Origin of the sequence: Pararhizobium sp. LjRoot255 (genome assembly GCF_964252905.1) — a bacterium.
GTDB lineage: Bacteria > Pseudomonadota > Alphaproteobacteria > Rhizobiales > Rhizobiaceae > Pararhizobium.
In genome coordinates, this window is record NZ_CAXUPQ020000001.1 from 2,116,579 (window position 1) to 2,134,053 (window position 17,475).

At 61.1% G+C, this 17,475-nt stretch carries 16 protein-coding genes; 8 read left to right on the forward strand and 8 right to left on the reverse strand.

What is annotated here, in order from left to right; translation table 11 throughout:
• Positions 1-4: 4 nt before the first annotated feature.
• Positions 5-1,501, reverse strand: coding sequence for a lysine--tRNA ligase (gene lysS / locus ACSQ2W_RS10260; protein ID WP_436086145.1), 1,497 nt, complete (start codon positions 1,499-1,501; stop codon positions 5-7).
• A 10-nt stretch (positions 1,502-1,511) separates the two neighbouring features.
• Positions 1,512-2,969: a glutamate--tRNA ligase gene (gene gltX / locus ACSQ2W_RS10265; RefSeq protein ID WP_436086146.1), complete on the reverse strand. Its 1,458-nt coding sequence runs from the start codon at positions 2,967-2,969 to the stop codon at positions 1,512-1,514.
• Positions 2,970-3,248: 279 nt separating this feature from the next.
• Between gltX and ACSQ2W_RS10270 the strand changes: the two genes are divergently transcribed.
• The 3 genes from ACSQ2W_RS10270 to ACSQ2W_RS10280 all read left to right on the forward strand — a co-directional run bounded on the left by ACSQ2W_RS10270 (position 3,249) and on the right by ACSQ2W_RS10280 (position 4,694).
• On the forward strand, positions 3,249-3,596 hold the full coding sequence (locus ACSQ2W_RS10270; protein ID WP_436079986.1) for an ArsR/SmtB family transcription factor: 348 nt from the start codon (positions 3,249-3,251) through the stop codon (positions 3,594-3,596).
• Entirely contained in the window at positions 3,580-4,074 is a 495-nt protein-coding gene (locus tag ACSQ2W_RS10275; RefSeq protein ID WP_436086147.1) for an SRPBCC family protein, read from the forward strand. The genes ACSQ2W_RS10270 and ACSQ2W_RS10275 overlap by 17 nt, the downstream gene beginning before the upstream one ends.
• 83 nt (positions 4,075-4,157) lie before the next feature.
• Positions 4,158-4,694 carry an SRPBCC family protein gene (locus ACSQ2W_RS10280; protein ID WP_436086148.1) on the forward strand — a complete coding sequence of 179 codons (537 nt, stop codon included), beginning with the start codon at positions 4,158-4,160 and terminating at the stop codon, positions 4,692-4,694.
• A 315-nt stretch (positions 4,695-5,009) separates the two neighbouring features.
• Here ACSQ2W_RS10280 and ACSQ2W_RS10285 read toward each other — a convergent pair whose 3' ends face one another.
• The 3 genes from ACSQ2W_RS10285 to ACSQ2W_RS10295 all read right to left on the reverse strand — a co-directional run bounded on the left by ACSQ2W_RS10285 (position 5,010) and on the right by ACSQ2W_RS10295 (position 7,529).
• Entirely contained in the window at positions 5,010-5,759 is a 750-nt protein-coding gene (locus ACSQ2W_RS10285; RefSeq protein ID WP_436086149.1) for a TerC family protein, read from the reverse strand.
• A 145-nt stretch (positions 5,760-5,904) separates the two neighbouring features.
• A complete protein-coding gene (locus tag ACSQ2W_RS10290) occupies positions 5,905-6,744 on the reverse strand; it encodes an AraC family transcriptional regulator (protein ID WP_436086150.1) in 840 nt (279 codons plus the stop codon).
• A gap of 113 nt (positions 6,745-6,857) precedes the next feature.
• Positions 6,858-7,529 carry a TetR/AcrR family transcriptional regulator C-terminal domain-containing protein gene (locus tag ACSQ2W_RS10295; protein WP_436087747.1) on the reverse strand — a complete coding sequence of 224 codons (672 nt, stop codon included), beginning with the start codon at positions 7,527-7,529 and terminating at the stop codon, positions 6,858-6,860.
• Between the two features lie 164 nt (positions 7,530-7,693).
• Here ACSQ2W_RS10295 and ACSQ2W_RS10300 point away from each other — a divergent pair, with 164 nt between their 5' ends.
• From ACSQ2W_RS10300 to xylA, 5 genes are all read left to right on the forward strand, one after another.
• Positions 7,694-8,920 (forward strand): HlyD family secretion protein, encoded by a 1,227-nt coding sequence (locus ACSQ2W_RS10300; RefSeq protein WP_436086151.1) that lies wholly within the window; start codon positions 7,694-7,696, stop codon positions 8,918-8,920.
• 158 nt (positions 8,921-9,078) lie between these two features.
• Positions 9,079-10,671, forward strand: a complete 1,593-nt coding sequence (locus ACSQ2W_RS10305) for a DHA2 family efflux MFS transporter permease subunit (RefSeq protein ID WP_436086152.1) — start codon at positions 9,079-9,081, stop codon at positions 10,669-10,671.
• A gap of 451 nt (positions 10,672-11,122) precedes the next feature.
• A complete protein-coding gene (locus ACSQ2W_RS10310) occupies positions 11,123-12,196 on the forward strand; it encodes a LacI family DNA-binding transcriptional regulator (protein ID WP_436086153.1) in 1,074 nt (357 codons plus the stop codon).
• Between the two features lie 10 nt (positions 12,197-12,206).
• Entirely contained in the window at positions 12,207-13,661 is a 1,455-nt protein-coding gene (gene xylB, locus ACSQ2W_RS10315) for a xylulokinase (RefSeq protein ID WP_436086154.1), read from the forward strand.
• A 176-nt stretch (positions 13,662-13,837) separates the two neighbouring features.
• A complete protein-coding gene (gene xylA, locus ACSQ2W_RS10320; protein WP_436086155.1) occupies positions 13,838-15,148 on the forward strand; it encodes a xylose isomerase in 1,311 nt (436 codons plus the stop codon).
• Positions 15,149-15,309: 161 nt separating this feature from the next.
• Here xylA and ACSQ2W_RS10325 read toward each other — a convergent pair whose 3' ends face one another.
• From ACSQ2W_RS10325 to ACSQ2W_RS10335, 3 genes are all read right to left on the reverse strand, one after another.
• Positions 15,310-15,783: a VOC family protein gene (locus ACSQ2W_RS10325; RefSeq protein ID WP_436086156.1), complete on the reverse strand. Its 474-nt coding sequence runs from the start codon at positions 15,781-15,783 to the stop codon at positions 15,310-15,312.
• 180 nt (positions 15,784-15,963) lie between these two features.
• Positions 15,964-16,335 carry a VOC family protein gene (locus ACSQ2W_RS10330; RefSeq protein ID WP_436086157.1) on the reverse strand — a complete coding sequence of 124 codons (372 nt, stop codon included), beginning with the start codon at positions 16,333-16,335 and terminating at the stop codon, positions 15,964-15,966.
• 11 nt (positions 16,336-16,346) lie between these two features.
• Positions 16,347-17,372, reverse strand: a complete 1,026-nt coding sequence (locus ACSQ2W_RS10335) for a LacI family DNA-binding transcriptional regulator (protein ID WP_436086158.1) — start codon at positions 17,370-17,372, stop codon at positions 16,347-16,349.
• Positions 17,373-17,475: the final 103 nt, after the last annotated feature.

A 17,475-nucleotide genomic window follows, 5' to 3' on the forward strand; every position in this document is an offset into this window, starting at 1 on the left:
TTCCTCAGTCCGCCTTGCTGCGGCGGGCCGGGAACAGGATGATGTCGCGGATCGACGGCGCGTTGGTGAGCAGCATGATCAACCGGTCGACGCCGATGCCGAGACCACCGGCGGGCGGCATGCCCTGGTCGATGGCGTCGAGGAATTCATCGTCCAGCTGCTTTGCCTTTTCGCCGCGCGCATGCGCCTGCTCCAGCTGCTCGACCATGCGGGCGCGCTGCTCTTCCGGATCGTTGAGTTCGGAGAAGGCGTTGCCGAGTTCCCAGGTGTTGCAATAGGTCTCGAAGCGTTCGACGAGGCGCGGCTCGCCCGGCACCTCCTTGGCAAACGGCGAGATGTCTTTCGGGAAATGCGTCACATGCGCCGGCTGGATCAGCGTTGGCTCGACCTTCTCCTCGAAGATGAAGGCCAGGCATTCGCCCCACGTCGCATCCTTTTCGATCTCGAAACCGGCAGCCTTGGCCGCCGCACGGGCCTCCTCGTCGGTCTTGAGGCTGAGGAAATCGATACCGGTCGCTTCCTTCACGGCATCCGGCATCGGCACCCGGCGGAACGGACCCCTGAAGGAGATTTCCTTGTCGACGAAGGTGAACTCCGTGCCGCCATGGATCGATATTGCGAGCTCCGTGAACAGGCGTTCGACGAGGTCCATCATGTCCTCGTAATCGGCATAGGCCCAGTAGCACTCCATCATGGTGAACTCGGGATTGTGCCTTGTGGAAACGCCTTCGTTGCGGAAGTTGCGGTTGATCTCGAACACCTTGTCGGTGAGGCCGGAAACCAGGGTGCGCTTGAGGTAGAGCTCCGGTGCGATGCGCAGGAACATGTCGAGCTTCAGTGTGTTGTGATGCGTCTTGAAGGGCTCGGCCGTCGCGCCGCCATAGACCGACTGTAGCATCGGCGTCTCGACTTCCAGGAAGCCGTCACTCTCCATGAAACGGCGAATGCCGGAGACGATCTTCGAACGCTGAAGGAAGCGGAGCTTCGAGTCGTCATTGGTCATGATGTCGAGATGGCGCTTGCGGTAGCGCAGCTCGATGTCGGACAGGCCATGCCACTTTTCGGGCATCGGCAGCAGCGACTTGGTCAGCATGGTAATTTCTTGCGCATTGATCGTCAGTTCGCCGCGCTTGGTGCGGCGCACAATGCCGGTCACGCCGATGATGTCGCCAAGGTCGATCATCGGCAGCAGCGAGCGCGCCTCTTCCGGGGTCGTGTCCTTGTGGGAAAAGATCTGGATCTTGCCGGAGGCATCACGGATATCCATGAACATGCCCGAATTGCGCGAGGAATAGACGCGGCCGGCGACGGTGACGACGTCCTGCGTTTCCGTGTCAGGCTCGAGGCTCTCGTATTTTTCCGCCAGCTCGCCATTGGTGATCGTGCGGTGGAAATGCGCCGGATAAACGTCGCCGATCTGCTCGCGCAGCAGCTTCAGCTTCTGGGCGCGCACTTCCGTCACGTCGGAGGAGAGGGCTGTTTCCTGGGTCTTGCTGTTCATCGTCTTTTCCTTACTTGCCGCTGACCGCCATCGAGGCGACGACCTGGCCGGCGACCTTCAGGCGCTGGCGCACGACCGAGCGGCCAAGAATCGCCATGGAATCAAACAGCGGCAGCGAGCGCGACGAGCCGGAAACGGCCACGAAAAGCGGTGCCACCACGACCTTCAGCTTCTTGCCGAGGCGATCGGCGATCGCGCGCAACTCCGCTTCGATCGACTCGACGTTCCATTCGAGGATCTTTTCGAGATCCGGCTGGACCGTATTGAAGATCTCGACCAGTTCTTCCGGCGTCGACTTGATCTTGGCAAAAGACGAAGCATCGAGGCCGAGATCGGACTTGAACAGGAAGCCTGCGAGATCCGGCAGTTCGCCGAGCTTGGAGATGCGCGACTGCGAAAGTTTGAGGCCCTGCTTGATGCGGTCGTTTTCCATCGCCCAGGAGAGCACGCGGGCGGCAAACTCTTCCTCCGTCAGGCCTTCGCGCAGCCAGCGGCCGTTCAGCCAATCGAGCTTCTGGATATCGAAGATCGCGCCGGCCTTGGAGAGGTTGGCCGGGTCGAACTTTTCGGCGAGCTGATCCATGCTCAGCATCTCCTCGCCTTCGGCGATCTGGATGAAGAACAGGCCGAGGAAGTTCATCAGCGCTTCCGGCAGATAGCCGAGCGCGGTGTAGTAGGAGATCGAGGTCGGGTTCTTGCGCTTCGACAATTTCGACTTGTCGGCATTTCGCATCAGCGACAGGTGCATGAACACCGGCGGCTCAAGACCAAGATACTGGTAGATCAGGATGTGCTTCGGCACCGAGGACAGCCATTCCTCGCCGCGTGCCACATGGGTGATCTTCATCAGATGGTCGTCGACGACGTTGGCCATGTGATAGGTCGGCATGCCGTCGGCCTTGAGCAGCACCTGCATGTCGACGGCATCCCACGGAATATCGACTTCGCCGTAGACACCGTCGACGAACTTGCAGGAGCCTTCGGTCGGGATCTTCATGCGCACGACATGCGGCTCGCCGCTCGCGACCCGGGAGGTCACTTCTTCGGCGGACAGATGCAGGCAGAGGCCATCATACTTCGGCGGCTTGCCGGCAGCGCGCTGCGCCTCGCGCATTTCCGCCAGCCGCTCGGGCGTGCAGAAGCAGCGGAAGCCATGGCCGGCCTCGACGATTTTCTCGACATAAGGCTTGTAGATGTCCTTGCGATCGCTCTGGCGGTAAGGGCCATAGGGGCCACCGATATCCGGGCCTTCCGACCATTTCAGACCACACCATTTCAGCGCATCCAGCACCTTCTGTTCGAACTCCGGCGTCGACCGGGTCGCGTCGGTGTCCTCGATGCGCAGAATGAACTCGCCGCCCTGTTTCTGCGCGAAGAGATAGTTGAACAACGCGATATAGGCAGTGCCGACATGGGGTTCGCCGGTGGGAGAAGGTGCGATGCGCACCCGGACTGGTCTGTCTGTCATGATCCTGGCCCGTGCTTTACGTGCTTTCGGCCCTGCTGCCGGAGAATGCTGTCCGGATGCGAAGGCGCATGCTTTTAAGGGAAGGAAGTGCCCGATTGATGCCTGAAATGGCGGAAAATACCGGAAATTCCATTTGGCTGGCGTGAGACCATATTCAAAAGGGCGCGTCAAGGAAAACTGCGCCTCGATAGGCCCATCAGCCTTTCAAAAGGCAGTTGACAAAATCTCCGATGCGATTTACTTAACCACTAAGTTAATTAACTTGCTGGTTTAATAGAAATGACCCCCGATCGCCTTAGCACGACCCTCTCGGCACTCGCCGACCCGACGCGCCGGGCGATCCTGGCGCGTCTGGCATCGGGCGAGGCATCGGTGAACGAACTGGCCGAGCCCTTCGCGATGAGCCTGCCTGCGGTTTCCAAACACCTGAAGGTGCTGGAAAAGGCAGGGCTGATCAGCCGCGGCAGGGAGGCGCAGTGGCGCCCCTGCAAGCTGGAGGCGGGGCCGCTCAAGGACTTGAACGCCTGGCTCGAAAACTACCGCCGCTTTTGGGACGAGAGCTTCGACAGGCTCGATCTCTATCTGCAGAAGCTTCAAAGGGGAGATGAGAATGACCGCAAGAGCTGAATTCGTGCCGGCCGAAAAGGCGAACCTCGTATTGACGCGGACGTTCAATGCTCCGGCGGCGCTGGTCTACAAGGTCTGGACCGACCCATATCACCTCGCTCAGTGGTGGGGGCCGCATTGCTTTACCAACCCCGTCTGCGAGGTCGACCTCAGGCCGGGCGGTGTCATCCGCATCCATATGAAGGGTCCCGACGGGCGTATGTATCCGTCGAATGGCACCTTCAAGGAGATCGTTGAAAATGAGCGCCTGGTCTTCACTAGCACCTATGACGGCGAGGACGGCGTCACCATGCTGGAAGCCCTCAATACGGTCACCTTCACCGAGAAGGACGGCAAGACAGAGTTGACCCTCCACGCGCAGGTGCTCAGGGCAACCGAAGCCATGGCCCCGGCGCTCGACGGCATGGAGGAAGGCTGGAGCCAGAGCCTCGAAAAGCTGGCAACGGTTGTCGCCGCTGCGGCGGAAAACGCCGGCTGATTTTTTGCTTACCCCTGTCTGAAAGCACATACCATCAATGCTTTCAGGCAGGTCTCAATCCATCCCGTTTCAGGAACCCGAATATGTTGAAAATTCTGCTGATTATTGTTGCTGTCATCGTTGTCGTGCTGCTCGCCGTCGTTGTTTTCGCCTCAACCAAGCCGGATGTCTTCCACGTCGAGCGAACGGCGACGATCAATGCGCCGCCGGAGAAAATCTTCCCGCTGATCACCGATTTCCACCAATGGCAGTCCTGGTCGCCCTATGAAAAGCTCGACCCGTCGATGACCCGCTCGATCACCGGTGCTGAAAGCGGGCAGGGGGCCGTCTACGCCTGGGACGGCAGCGGCAAGGCCGGGGCAGGGCGGATGGAGATTGTCGAATCGGCGCCGTCCTCGAAAATCCTGATCAAGCTCGATTTCAGCCGCCCGTTCGAGGCCCACAACACGGCCACCTTCACGCTTGCGCCGGCGGCTCAAGGGACAACCGTGACGTGGTCGATGGACGGGGCGAGCCCGTTGATCGCCAAGATCATGGGCCTGTTCTTCGACATGGACCAGATGATCGGCAAGGACTTTGCGCAGGGCCTGGAAAACCTCAAGGCGATCGCGGAAAAATAGGAAAAAAGGGTGGAACTATTGCTGCCGTAGGTCGTTTTTCTCATGAGGAATGCGGGTCCGTGACAACCGGACGCGAGGGAGATGGAGAACACGGAGATTTTTCCGGTTTCTCTTCGTGGCCAACGAAAAGGCAGACGAGCTCCTACCCCTTCGGCTTCGCATCCCTCACTGTGTGCAAACGTTGAAAAGCCTCGGGATGGGCGGTCCCGGGGCTTTTTCACGCGCATGCGTTCCGTGGTCTCGTCCTGCCGAATCCCCCGGTAGAAACGACACGATGAAGCCGGGGCAGCCTGACCCCGGCTTCTTTTTGTGTGGTTACTGTTTCAGCGCCTTTTCCCTCTGCCGCTTGCGGCGCGACAGCATGTTGAGCACCTCGACCAAGGCCGAGAAGGCCATGGCGGCATAGACGTAGCCCTTCGGCACATGGAAGCCGGCGCCTTCGGCGATCAGCGTCGTGCCGATCATCAGGAGGAAGCCGAGCGCCAGCATGACGATTGTCGGGTTCTTCTCGATGAAACGGGCGAGCGGGCCGGAGGCGACCAGCATGACCGTCACTGCGACGATGACGGAGATCACCATGATCGGCAGATGGGGCGTCATGCCGACGGCGGTGATGATGCTGTCGACGGAGAAGACGAGATCGAGCAGCAGGATCTGGCCGATCGCGGCGGCGAAGCCGGTCGTCACCGAGCTGGCGATGAAATCCTCATCGTGATCCACCGGATCGACGTTGTGGTGGATTTCCTTCGTGGCTTTCCAGACGAGGAACAGACCACCGGCGATCAGGATCATGTCCTTCCAGGAGAAACCATGGCCGAAAGCTTCGAACACCGGCGTCGTCAATTGCACGATCCAGGCGACGGTGCCGAGCAACGCAAGCCGCATGACCAGCGCGAGGCCGATGCCGACGCGGCGGGCACTTTCGCGATGCACTGCTGGTAGTTTATTGGTCAGGATCGAGATGAAAATGAGGTTGTCGATGCCGAGCACGACTTCCATGACGATCAGCGTGATCAGGGCGATCCAGGCAGTCGGATCTTGCATGAGGAGCAAAATGTCCTGCATCGGGGGTGGTTCCTTCCTCGATTCAACGGGCACATAAGTGAGCCCGCGCAACCGGTGGGCAGCGCGGGCGAAAAGACTTTCCCTATGTATGTGGAATCTGCGCCGTGACAAGCGCTGAAGGCTGATCCGGCGGCCATTGATACCGTTAATTCGTCACCGGAATCCATATTTCGGTCAGTCCCCTGCCTGTTTGCGGGTCGAACCGTTCGTCATAACGCTCCATCAGGTCCGGAAATCCGGTGTGCTTGTAGCCGGAAGAGGGCAGCCAGTCGGTGAAGATCGCATGGCTGGTGGCCTGGATGTCGGCGATGTGGCCGCGATGGGCAAACACCGCGTAGGTCTGGGCGGGAAGCTTCAGGCATTGGAAGCCGGCCGGCAACCCGTCGGTACCGCGCACTTCGACAGCGGTCATATATTGGAAGCTGGCATCCTGGCCTTCTTCCTGCGTGCAGATGCCGTAGGCGACGTTGCCGGCCTGGCCCGGAATTTCGCCGAAATACGCGTTGAACTGCTGCCATTGCGAGGGAATGCCGGCGTTGCCGCCATAGTCATAGGTCTGCTGCAGCCCTGCCATCAGCATGGCAGGCGTGGTTTCAAATCGGGGTTCTTCCAGTTTGGTGAGAGGTGCTGTGTCCATGCGGATAGGCTCCATAAGGTCGAGATCGCCAATGTGACGCCGGTTGCGGACCTCTTCCGGCGTCACGCCGAAATGATCGCGGAAGGCACGGGTGAAGGCTTCATGCGAGTTGTAGCCCGCATCAAGGGCGACTGCGAGAATGCTGGGTGCGCCATCGGCCAGCGCTGCGGCCGAAGCGCTGAGACGCCGGGCCCGGATATAACCACTGATCGACCGGCCTGTGGTCAGACCGAAGACACGCGACAGGTGATAGCGGGAGAGACCCGCCGTCTCGGCGATGTCCTCCAGTGAAATATCCCTGGCGAAGTGGCTTTCGATGAACCACACCGCCTTGCCGATTGCATTCATTTCGCCTCCCGCAGCAAACCGGATATCGTTTTAGCTCCTGTAACCGAGCCGCGTTTGATCGTGGTTGCTGAATAGGAAGAAAACTGGCGCGGGCAAGCGACAAGGCAAGGCGGTCAGCGATTTTCCGGTTTGGGGCCGTAGCCCGCCTGGAACAATCTGACGGCCGAGGACGCGGCTTTTTCGATGTAGCTTCGCTCGGGTACTTCGGTCATTTCGCTGAACAGGCGGCGCTTCAACATGCCAGCCAGGCAGAGTTCGATGAATTGCCGGGCTGCCAGGTCGGTATCCTCGATGTCGAGCGCGCCGGTGGCGACCTGCCTGTCGAGATAGGCCTGAAGAACGGTAAAGCCGCTTTCCGGCGTCGCCGCGAAAAAGCGCTTGGCCAATTGGGGCATGCGGTCGCTGACGCCCACCACCATGCGCATGGCGCGGATAGTGGGATCAGCGGTCATGTGCGTGGTCAGCGTCACGCCGAAGTCGAAAAGGGCCTCTTCGATCGCCTCGTGATCGTCGAGCGCATGCTTGACGGTCTGAACGACGCGGTTGCGCTCGCGTTCGATCATCGCCGCAAACAGATCTTCCTTGTTTTCGAAGTAGACGTAGATGGTACCCTTCGACACGCCGGCTTCCCGGGTGATGTCGTTCATGCTGGCGGCGTCGAAGCCCATGCTCATGAACACGCGCTTGGCGCCGTCGATGATCTGGCCGCGTTTTGCCGGGTCCTCACCGGCGGCGCGGCGGCCGGGTGAGGGGCACTCGTCGGACAAGCAACCTTCGCCTTTCATGATGTCTGCCAATTTTTCTTCGTGTCCGGACATTGTTGTCTCGTTGTTAACTTTTTCGAACCGATCGGTTCGATTTCCCCTTGATATGCGATCCAATTGGCCTTATGTCAATCGAACTGAACGGTTCGGTTCGAATTCTCCCATACAAGGGTTGGTGACGCAATATGTCAGTTTCAAGCAAGACCGGTGCTGCGCATGTCCGCCCTGTCGGCGACGATTTCGAAGCTCCGAACGAACACATCGCGGCACCGGAAGCCAAGAGCGTAACCGAGCCTGCCGTCGAGGCGCAAGCGGCATCGCAGGCTGTCGCGGCTGAGGAAAAGCCGGCGCCGAAGCGCCGCAGGGTTCTCATGCCCATGATTGCCGTCGCCGCGCTCGCTGCCGGCGGTTGGTATGGCTATGACTGGTGGACCAATGGCCGCTTCATGATCTCGACCGACGATGCCTATATCGAGGGTGATATCGCGTCGATCTCGCCGAAAGTTTCCGGCTATGTCGAGACGGTCAATGTGGTGGCCAACCAGCATGTGAAGGCTGGCGACCCGCTGATCACGCTCGACAAGGAAGACTACCGGATCGCCGCCGACCAGGCTGAGGCGCAGATCGACACCGAAAAGCTGTCGCTGCAGCGTTTCGATGCCCAGATCGCCGGCGCCAAGGCCAGCCTGCAGCAGACGCAAGCCCAGAAAACCGCCCTTGAGGCGACCGTCCGGGGTGCCGAAATCACGCTCAAGCGTGCCAGCGACCTCCAGTCAAAGGCAGTCGGTACGGTCGCCTCGCTCGATAGCGCGCAGGTCGCACTGGACCAGGCCAGGGCCAATCTCGCCGGTGCGGATGCCAATATCGTTGCCGCGAACGCCAACATCGCGGTCCTCGCCGCGCAGCGCGCCGAAGCCGAAAGCACCATTCGTTCGCTCGAACTCGCGCGTGACAAGGCCGAGCGCGACCTGGGCTTCACGGTCCTGAAAGCGCCTTATGACGGTGTTGTCGGCAATCTCGCCGTTCAGGACGGAGACCTGGTGTCCGCCGGCCAGCGGCTGGCTGCGCTCGTTCCGGTCGACCAGCTCTATATCGATGCCAATTTCAAGGAAACGCAGATCGCCCACATGGTTCCGGGATCGAAGGTCAATATCCACGTGGATGCCTTCGACGAGGAGCCGATCACCGGTACTGTCCAGTCGATCTCGCCGGCCTCCGGCTCGGTCTTCTCGCTGCTGCCGGCGGAAAATGCCACGGGCAATTTCACCAAGGTTATCCAGCGCGTACCGGTCCGCATCGTCTTCCCGAGGGACGTGCTGGACAGCGGCCGGTTGCGCGCCGGCCTCAGCGTCGTCGTCGATGTCGATACCCGCACGGCGCCGCACAAGCAGGATGTCGCCGCGGTCAAGTGATCGGGTGATTGGAAAATGATGCCGCGCTTTCTGGAGGCGCGGTTCAGCCGGGGATTGCCCGTCGTTTTCGGCTGCACTCGTGCCGAAAACTTGATGTTTCTATTTTTGATTGGCCGCACCGTTCGTCGGAACGGGAGCCGGGCCGGGAGCAAGAGCCGATGGCTGCCACTGCCACCGCGGGCACGATCCCGCTTCCTGCCGCCGGTGCTGAAGAGCGGATGGATCCGAAGCGCTTCATCGCCTTCCTCGCGATGGTCTTCGGCATGTTCATGTCGATCCTCGATATTCAGATCGTCTCCGCCTCGCTTGCGGAAATCCAGGCGGGCCTCAGCGCCGGCTCCGACGAGGTCGCCTGGGTGCAGACGGCCTACCTGATCGCCGAAGTGATCATGATCCCGCTGTCGGGCACGCTGGCGCGCATCGTTTCCACCCGCGTCCTGTTTTCGGTTTCGGCGGCCGGCTTCACCATCGCCAGCGCGCTTGCGGCAACCGCAACCAATATCGATCAGATGATCGTCTACCGCGCGTTGCAGGGCTTTATCGGCGGCGGCATGATCCCGTCGGTGTTCGCGGCAGCCTTCACCATCTTCCCGCCCTCCAAGCGCAGCATCGTCTCGCCGATCATCGGCCTTGTCGCGACGCTCGCCCCGACCATCGGCCCGACGGTCGGCGGCTATCTCAGCCATGCCTTTTCCTGGCACTGGCTGTTCCTCGTCAACATCGTTCCCGGCATCATCGTCACGATCATCACCTGGAACTTCATCGATTTCGACAAGCCGGAACATGGCCTGATGAAGAAGTTCGACTGGTGGGGTCTTCTCTCCATGGCGGTCTTCCTCGGCTCGCTCGAATACGTGCTCGAGGAAGGCAATGCCAATGACTGGTTCAGCGACGAATATATCTTCATGGGCGCCATCGCATCGGCGATCGGTGCCCTGATCTTCTTCTACCGCGCCTTCAAGGTCGAGTTCCCGATCGTCGATTTGCGAGCGTTCGCCAACCGCAACTTCGCATTCGGATCGCTGTTCTCCTTTGTCATGGGCATCGGGCTTTATGGGCTCACCTATCTCTATCCGCTCTATCTCGGCCGGATCCGCGGCTATGATTCGCTGATGATCGGCGAGACCATGTTCGTCTCGGGCCTTGCGATGTTCTGCACCGCGCCCGTCGCCGGCAAGCTCTCGACCAAGCTCGATCCGCGCGTGATGATGGCGATAGGCTTTGCCAGTTTCGCCACCGGCACTTGGCTGATGAGTCATCTCACGGCAGACTGGGATTTCTACGAGCTTCTCGTCCCGCAGATCCTGCGCGGCTGCGGCTTGATGCTCTGCATGGTGCCGATCAACAATGTAGCGCTCGGCACGCTCTCTCCTGAACGCGTTCGCGCCGCGTCCGGCCTGTTCAACCTGACCCGCAACCTCGGCGGCGCTGTCGGCCTGGCAGCGATCAACACGATCCTGACCCAGCGCCAGGAAGAGCATTATGCCCGGCTGCAGGAGCATGTTCAGTGGGGCAACCCGGAAGCCATCGACCAGCTCAACAACATGGTCGCGAAATACAATTCGCACGGTCTCGATGGTGCGACGATCGCGATCCAGAAGCTCTCCGGCATGGTGCAGCAGCAGGCGACGATCCTCTCCTTCATCGACGTCTTCCTGATCCTCACCTACCTGTTCGGAGCCCTGGTCGTATGCGCCTTTCTGATCAAGAAGCCGCAGGCAGCCCCAAGTGGTGGCGGGGGCGGCCACTGACCTGCCCCTGTCGCGAAAATCCCTATACGCCACCGGTTTGATCAACCAGAATGCCCTGAGGTAATACTTCGGGTCATTCTGCATGAATGGCGACACTTTTCTCCCGCTTTCCAATGGGCAGCCTTGCTCTCCTTGCTGGAGGGCCACAATATCGTTGGCCTGTTTCAGGGGCACGGAGCAGCCGATGATCTACGGCCGGGCGGGTGCCTCGATCTGTTCAAGCCGGCGACTTTTCATGGGCGGCTTTGCGCTCGGCCATGTCACAAATCGCTATATGGATGTGGTTCTCGCACAAGCTGTGAGAGAAGCGATGGCGGTGTTGCCTGCACGAGCGCCTTAGCAAACGTCTTGCCTGGCGCTCGACGGCGTGCCAAACCGCTTTCAAAATGGCGGAATGATTTTCTGATTTACGTACCTCAAATTTTCCGTTAAGGGTTCTCGCGGAGGAAACATGCGCCCGACAGTTCACGATATTGCCGCTGCGGCGGGAGTCAGCCTTGCGACCGTCGACCGGGTGTTGAACCAGCGCGCAGGCGTCCGCAAGGTGACGCGCGAAAGGGTCGAGCAGGTCATCGAGCGCATCGGCTATGTCCGTGACATGGCGGCTGCGAACCTCGCCAAGAGCCGCGTCTATCCCTTCGTTTTCATCCTGCCTTCGGGCGACAATTCCTTCATGCGCGGCCTTGAAGCGCAGGTGCATGCGGCGATGGCCCGCGCTCCGTTGGAGCGGATGGTGATTGCCATCGTCAAGGTACCGGCCTTCAACGCCGAAGCGCTGGTTACGGCATTGGACGAGGTCCGCGCAACTGCTCCGGCCGGCGTGGCGGTGGTCGCCGTTGAATCCCCGGATGTGATTGCGGCCGTAAACCGCCTGCGAGCCGACCGCATTCCGGTGGTGACGCTGGTTTCCGATCTGGCCGGCTCCGCGCGCGATCATTTCGCCGGCGTGGACAACGTTGCGGCGGGGCGAACGGCGGCAAGCCTGCTGGGCCGCTTTCTCGGTGGCCGACCGGGACCGATCGCGGTGCTTGCCGGTTCGATGCTGGTGCGCGACCATCGCGAACGCCTCGACGGGTTTCGCGCAGTGCTGAATGAGGACTTTCCCGGCCGCACGCTGCTGCCGGTTATCGAGGGACAGGATGATTCTGTGCTGACGGAAAAGCTTGTCGGCGAGGCGCTCGCCGCATCACCGGGAACCGTGGGCATTTACAGTCTCGGTGCCGGCAATCGCGGCCTGATCGCCGCCCTGAAACAGCGAAAAAACGCCCCGCCGGTCTGCGTCATTGCCCATGAACTGACGCGGCATACGCGCGCGGCGCTGAATGAGGGGCTGATCGACGCCGTCCTCAATCAGGATGCCGGCCACGAAGTGCGCAGCGCCGTGCGGGTGCTGAAGGCCAAGGCCGATGGCGCCGCGGTCATCGGCGCGCAGGAGCGCATCTATATCGACATTTTCCTGAAGGACAATTTGCCCTTCGATGAAGGTGACGAAAACCAAAGGCCCGAACACGGCGAAGAACTTTAGGGAGACCTTCATGTATCTGGGGATTGACCTCGGCACGTCCGGGGTAAAGGCGCTGTTGATCGACGATGGCCAGCGGGTCATCGGGTCGGCATCCGCTGCTATCGACGTCTTGCGTCCGCATCCCGGCTGGTCGGAGCAGGATCCGGCGGACTGGATCCGGGCGACGGAGGAGGCGATCGCCGGGCTGAAGGCGTCGCATCCGGCGGAACTTGCCGCCGTCAAGGGTATTGGCCTTTCCGGCCACATGCATGGCGCGACACTGCTCGATGCCGAGGACAAGGTGCTGCGCCCCTGCATCCTCTGGAACGATACGCGCAGCTTTAAGCAGGCGGCGGCCCTGGATGCCGATCCCCAGTTCCGCGCCCTGACCGGCAATATCGTCTTTCCCGGGTTCACCGCGCCGAAGCTCGTCTGGGTCGCTGAAAACGAACCGGACATCTTTGCCAAGGTCGGTTGGGTACTCCTGCCCAAGGATTACCTGCGTCTGTGGCTGACAGGCGAGCATATCTCGGAAATGTCCGATTCCGCCGGGACCTCGTGGCTGGATACCGGCAAGCGCGCCTGGTCGGAAAGCCTGCTTTCCGCTACCGGCCTCAAGGAGCGGCAGATGCCGAGCCTCATCGAGGGCACCGAGGCGGGCGGCACGCTGAAAAGCGATCTCGCCGCCAGGTGGGGTATGGGCTCGGGTGTCGTCGTTGCCGGCGGTGCCGGCGACAATGCGGCGTCCGCCTGCGGCATGGGCACGGTCGGCGAGGGCAATGCCTTCGTTTCGCTCGGCACGTCCGGCGTTCTCTTCGCTGCCAATTCCAGCTATCTGCCAAATCCGGCCAGCGCCGTTCATGCCTTCTGCCATGCACTGCCCAGCACCTGGCATCAGATGGGCGTCATCCTGTCGGCGACCGATGCGCTCAACTGGCATTCGGGCGTTACCGGCAAAAGTGCCAGCGAGCTAACGGGGGAACTCGGAGACACGCTCAAGGCGCCCTCCGGGTTGACCTTCCTGCCTTATCTTTCCGGTGAGCGCACGCCGCACAACGATGCCGCCATCCGCGGCGTCTTCGCCGGGCTCGGCCATGAAAGCAGCCGCGTCGTCCTGACCCAGGCTGTGCTCGAAGGTGTGTCCTTTGCGCTCCGCGACAGCCTGGAAGCTCTCAAGGCCGCCGGCACCGCTCTGTCCCGCGTTACCGCCATCGGCGGCGGTTCGCGTTCACGCTACTGGCTGAAGTCGATCGCGACCGCGCTCGGCATCCCTGTCGATATTCCGGCGGACGGCGACTTCGGTGCGGCCTTTGGTGCTGCCCGCCTCGGCCTCGTCGCCGCGACCAAAGCCGATCCATTGTCGGTTTTCACCGCCCCCGTCACCGCCGAAACCGTTCAGCCCGACGCATCGCTGCGGGCGGCGTACGAAGATGCCTATCAGCGCTATCGCCGGCTCTATCCGGCGATCAAGTCCGCAGCATTCTGACGATGGTCGCCGGCCCCTCATCCGCCCTGTCGGGCACCTTCTCCCCGTTCTGACGGGGAGAAGGGACAAGCGGCAAACTCGGTTGTCCCCTCTCCCCGCGTGCGGGGAGAGGGTCAGGGTGAGGGGCAGGCCGCGCCTAGACGATCAATTGAGACAACAACCAAGGAGACAACACCATGAGCACCGGTTTCTTCGGCGATATCGCCCAGATTAAATATGAAGGCCCCGACAGCACCAACCCGCTGGCCTTCCGCCACTACCAGCCGGACGAGATCGTCCTCGGCAAACGCATGGAAGATCATCTGCGCTTTGCCGTCGCCTACTGGCACACCTTCACCTGGCCGGGCGGAGACCCCTTCGGCGGCCAGACCTTCCTGCGTCCGTGGTTCGAAGACACGATGCAGGCCGCCAAGTTGAAGGCCGATGTGGCCTTCGAATTCTTCTCGCTGCTCGGCGCGCCCTACTATTGCTTCCACGATGCCGACGTGCGTCCGGAAGGCAAGAACTTTGCCGAGAACACCAGGAACCTCAACGAGATCGTCGATTATTTCGCCGAGAAGCAGGCCGCGACCGGCGTCAAGCTGCTCTGGGGCACGGCGAACCTTTTTTCCAACCGCCGCTTCATGTCGGGTGCCGCGACCAATCCCGATCCGGACGTCTTCGCCTTCTCGGCTGCGACGGTGAAGACCTGCATGGATGCAACGCAGAAGCTCGGTGGCGAGAACTACGTTCTCTGGGGCGGCCGCGAAGGCTATGAAACCTTGCTCAACACCGACCTGAAGCGCGAGCTGGATCAGCTCGGCCGCTTCCTCAACCTCGTCGTCGAGTACAAGCACAAGATCGGCTTCAAGGGCACGATCCTGATCGAGCCGAAGCCGCAGGAGCCGACCAAGCACCAGTACGACTACGACGTCGCGACGGTTTACGGCTTCCTCAAGAAGAACGGTCTCGAAAACGAGGTGAAGGTCAATATCGAGCAGGGCCATGCGATCCTGGCCGGCCATTCCTTCGAGCATGAGCTGGCGCTCGCCAACGCGCTCGGCATCTTCGGCTCGATCGACATGAACCGCAACGACTACCAGTCCGGCTGGGATACCGACCAGTTTCCGAACAACGTTCCGGAAATGGCGCTCGCCTACTACCACGTGCTGGCAGGCGGCGGTTTCAAGACCGGCGGCACCAACTTCGACGCCAAGCTCCGCCGCCAGTCGCTCGATCCGGCGGACCTTTTGATCGGCCATATCGGCGGCATGGATTGCTGCGCCCGCGGCCTGAGGGCGGCAGCGAAGATGATCGAGGACAAGGCGCTGTCCCAGCCGCTCGCCGAACGCTACGCCGGCTGGGATTCTGCCGAAAGCCAGAAGATGCTGCGCGGCGAATATTCGCTGGAAGAGATCGCCCACCACGTCGAGACCAGGGACATCAACCCGCAGCCGAAATCCGGCAAGCAGGAACTCCTGGAAAACGTCGTCAACCGCTACGTCTGATGCAGCCTTGATTTCAGGGAGAGAGCCGGGAGCGAGAGCTTCCCGGCTCTTTTTTCGACCTGATGTGGCGATGCTGCGGGCTAGGTTGCGAGAGGGCTGCGGCAGCTGTGTGCCGGACGCGGACGCTCTGGAAAGGAATTGCCGCACGCCGCGATGATGCCTTAACCGCGCCGAGCCGCTTCGATTACCCCCACGTCGATCTTCCTCATTGTCATCATCGCATCAAAGGCGCGCTTTGCTTGATCACCGCCTGCCGCGAGCGCTTCGGTCAGTACGCGTGGCGTGATCTGCCAGGACACCCCCCACTTGTCTTTGCACCAGCCGCATTCACTTTCCTGGCCGCCATTGCCGACGATCGCGTTCCAGTAGCGGTCGGTTTCCTCCTGATCGTCAGTTGCGATCTGAAACGAGAAGGCTTCGTTGTGTTTGAACGCGGAACCGCCGTTCAATCCGATACAAGGAATACCCGCGACAGTGAATTCTACGACCAATACGTCTCCCTCTTTACCGTCGGGATAATTTCCAGGTGCACGAATGACAGCCCCCACGGCACTGTCGGGAAATGTTTCGGCGTAGAAGCGGGCGGCGGCTTCTGCGTCTTTGTCGTACCATAGGCAGATCGTGTTCTTCGTCATTGTGTGTTCCTCCGTATTTAAAGCCTGATTTTCGCCTTGCCATCTGCGCGCGGGGCGTTCCGTCCAACCCAAATTCGTAGATTGAATGCGCGCGTGCGCCGAACGTTCCTGCGGCAGCGCATGAAAGGTTGTGCCGCTTCGCGACCGAATGCAAGCGTGCCGAAGTCCGGCGACGGCGGCTCACCGTCTCCCGGGCGACTGCCTGAATGACCGGCTGGAAACCGAAATGGAATTTCCGCACGGATCCTTGGCGTTGGCGAACACGTAGCTGTCGGCTCGGTGCAGCGATCCGAATTCAAGTCCATCGCCGGCGCATTTGGTACAGAAAGCTTCGACATCCTCGACGTCGAAGACCAGTTTCACCAACGATTGGCCCATCTTCTGGGCCTGGCCCGCCGGATGAATCATCAGATTGGCGCCGCCATCCGATGCAACGAGCTCGATGATCCGGTCGTTCGCCTGCCGGAGTGGCTTGAACGCGAAATGCTTTTCATAGAAGCCGACCATGGCCTCCACGTCCCGCGCATAAAGAACAAGTCGGCCCAGTCGCAAAGCCGCGCTCCCTATCGCCATATGCGCGACGGTGCCGAAACCGAATTGCGCACGACGAGATCGGGACGCAGCAGGATTTCCGTTTCGGCTGGGCGCCCGTCGGACAGCAGTTCCAACAAAAGCGCCATTGCGTGCTTGCCGATCAACGTGCGCGGCTGGCGGATGGTCGTGAGGGCAGGGCTCATGAAGACCGCCTGCGGCACATCGTCGAAGCCCGTCACTGAAAAGTCCCGCGGGATATCGTAGCCGCGCGCCTTGAGGCCGATCATCACGCCGATGGCGGTCTGGTCGTTGACGCACATGAAGGCGGTCGGCAGCGTGTCGCGCATGAAAAGCTGCTCGACCGCCAGCCTTCCGCTTTCGATCGTGCCGTCGCCTTCGAGCACGATGCGCAGATCGGCACTGACCCCGGCTGCGTCCAGCCCTGCCTCATAGCCCATGCGCCGCCGGCTGTAGGCAAGGCGGGTACGGGAATCGCCGATGAAGGCGATCTTGCTGTGACCCTCGGCAAGCAGAAGGTCGACCGCCTTGCGGGCACCTTCGATATCATCGACGCCGACATAGGGTATGCCGCCGTTGAACACCGGTTCGAAGACGCCGACGCTGGGCGGCAGGCGCGCGGTCATGGCCTGGTGGCCGAAGGGCAGAATGCCGGTGAACAGGATGAGCCCGGCCGCCTGGTTGGAATTGAGAAACTTCAGATATTCCAGCCCGCGCTGGGCGTCGTTCTGCGTGTGGCCGATCAGCACGCCGTAGCCATGCGATCGCGCCTCGTTCTCGAGCCCGACCAGAATGTTGGAGAAGTTCGGGTCACCGATGTCGGGAGCCACGACGAGGATCATGTTCGACCGGCCCAGCCTCAGGCTGCGCGCCATGGCATTGGTCGTGTAGCCGGTAACGGCAATTGCCTGGTTTACCTTGAGCCGCGTCGAGTTCGCCACCTTCTCCGGCATGTGGATTGCCCGCGAGACCGTCGCGATCGAAACCTCGGCGATGCGGGCGACGTCCTCGATTGTTGCCGGCGTGGAATTCGACACTGCGTTCTGCCCTGGGTTCAGTCTCGGCGGGACACTACACAGACTTGTCCGGTGGTCAAAGCCCGCCTGGAGAAATTCTCTGTTATGTCCAGATGTAAACCTT

Excerpts from the sequence above, each read along its gene's own strand:
- lysS (WP_436086145.1), bottom strand. The coding sequence starts at position 1,501 with ATGAACAGCAAGACCCAGGAAACAGCCCTCTCCTCCGACGTGACGGAA.
- gltX (WP_436086146.1), bottom strand. The coding sequence starts at position 2,969 with ATGACAGACAGACCAGTCCGGGTGCGCATCGCACCTTCTCCCACCGGC.
- ACSQ2W_RS10270 (WP_436079986.1), top strand. The coding sequence starts at position 3,249 with ATGACCCCCGATCGCCTTAGCACGACCCTCTCGGCACTCGCCGACCCG.
- ACSQ2W_RS10275 (WP_436086147.1), top strand. The coding sequence starts at position 3,580 with ATGACCGCAAGAGCTGAATTCGTGCCGGCCGAAAAGGCGAACCTCGTA.
- ACSQ2W_RS10280 (WP_436086148.1), top strand. The coding sequence starts at position 4,158 with ATGTTGAAAATTCTGCTGATTATTGTTGCTGTCATCGTTGTCGTGCTG.
- ACSQ2W_RS10285 (WP_436086149.1), bottom strand. The coding sequence starts at position 5,759 with ATGCAGGACATTTTGCTCCTCATGCAAGATCCGACTGCCTGGATCGCC.
- ACSQ2W_RS10290 (WP_436086150.1), bottom strand. The coding sequence starts at position 6,744 with ATGAATGCAATCGGCAAGGCGGTGTGGTTCATCGAAAGCCACTTCGCC.
- ACSQ2W_RS10295 (WP_436087747.1), bottom strand. The coding sequence starts at position 7,529 with ATGAAAGGCGAAGGTTGCTTGTCCGACGAGTGCCCCTCACCCGGCCGC.
- ACSQ2W_RS10300 (WP_436086151.1), top strand. The coding sequence starts at position 7,694 with ATGTCAGTTTCAAGCAAGACCGGTGCTGCGCATGTCCGCCCTGTCGGC.
- ACSQ2W_RS10305 (WP_436086152.1), top strand. The coding sequence starts at position 9,079 with ATGGCTGCCACTGCCACCGCGGGCACGATCCCGCTTCCTGCCGCCGGT.
- ACSQ2W_RS10310 (WP_436086153.1), top strand. The coding sequence starts at position 11,123 with ATGCGCCCGACAGTTCACGATATTGCCGCTGCGGCGGGAGTCAGCCTT.
- xylB (WP_436086154.1), top strand. The coding sequence starts at position 12,207 with ATGTATCTGGGGATTGACCTCGGCACGTCCGGGGTAAAGGCGCTGTTG.
- xylA (WP_436086155.1), top strand. The coding sequence starts at position 13,838 with ATGAGCACCGGTTTCTTCGGCGATATCGCCCAGATTAAATATGAAGGC.
- ACSQ2W_RS10325 (WP_436086156.1), bottom strand. The coding sequence starts at position 15,783 with ATGACGAAGAACACGATCTGCCTATGGTACGACAAAGACGCAGAAGCC.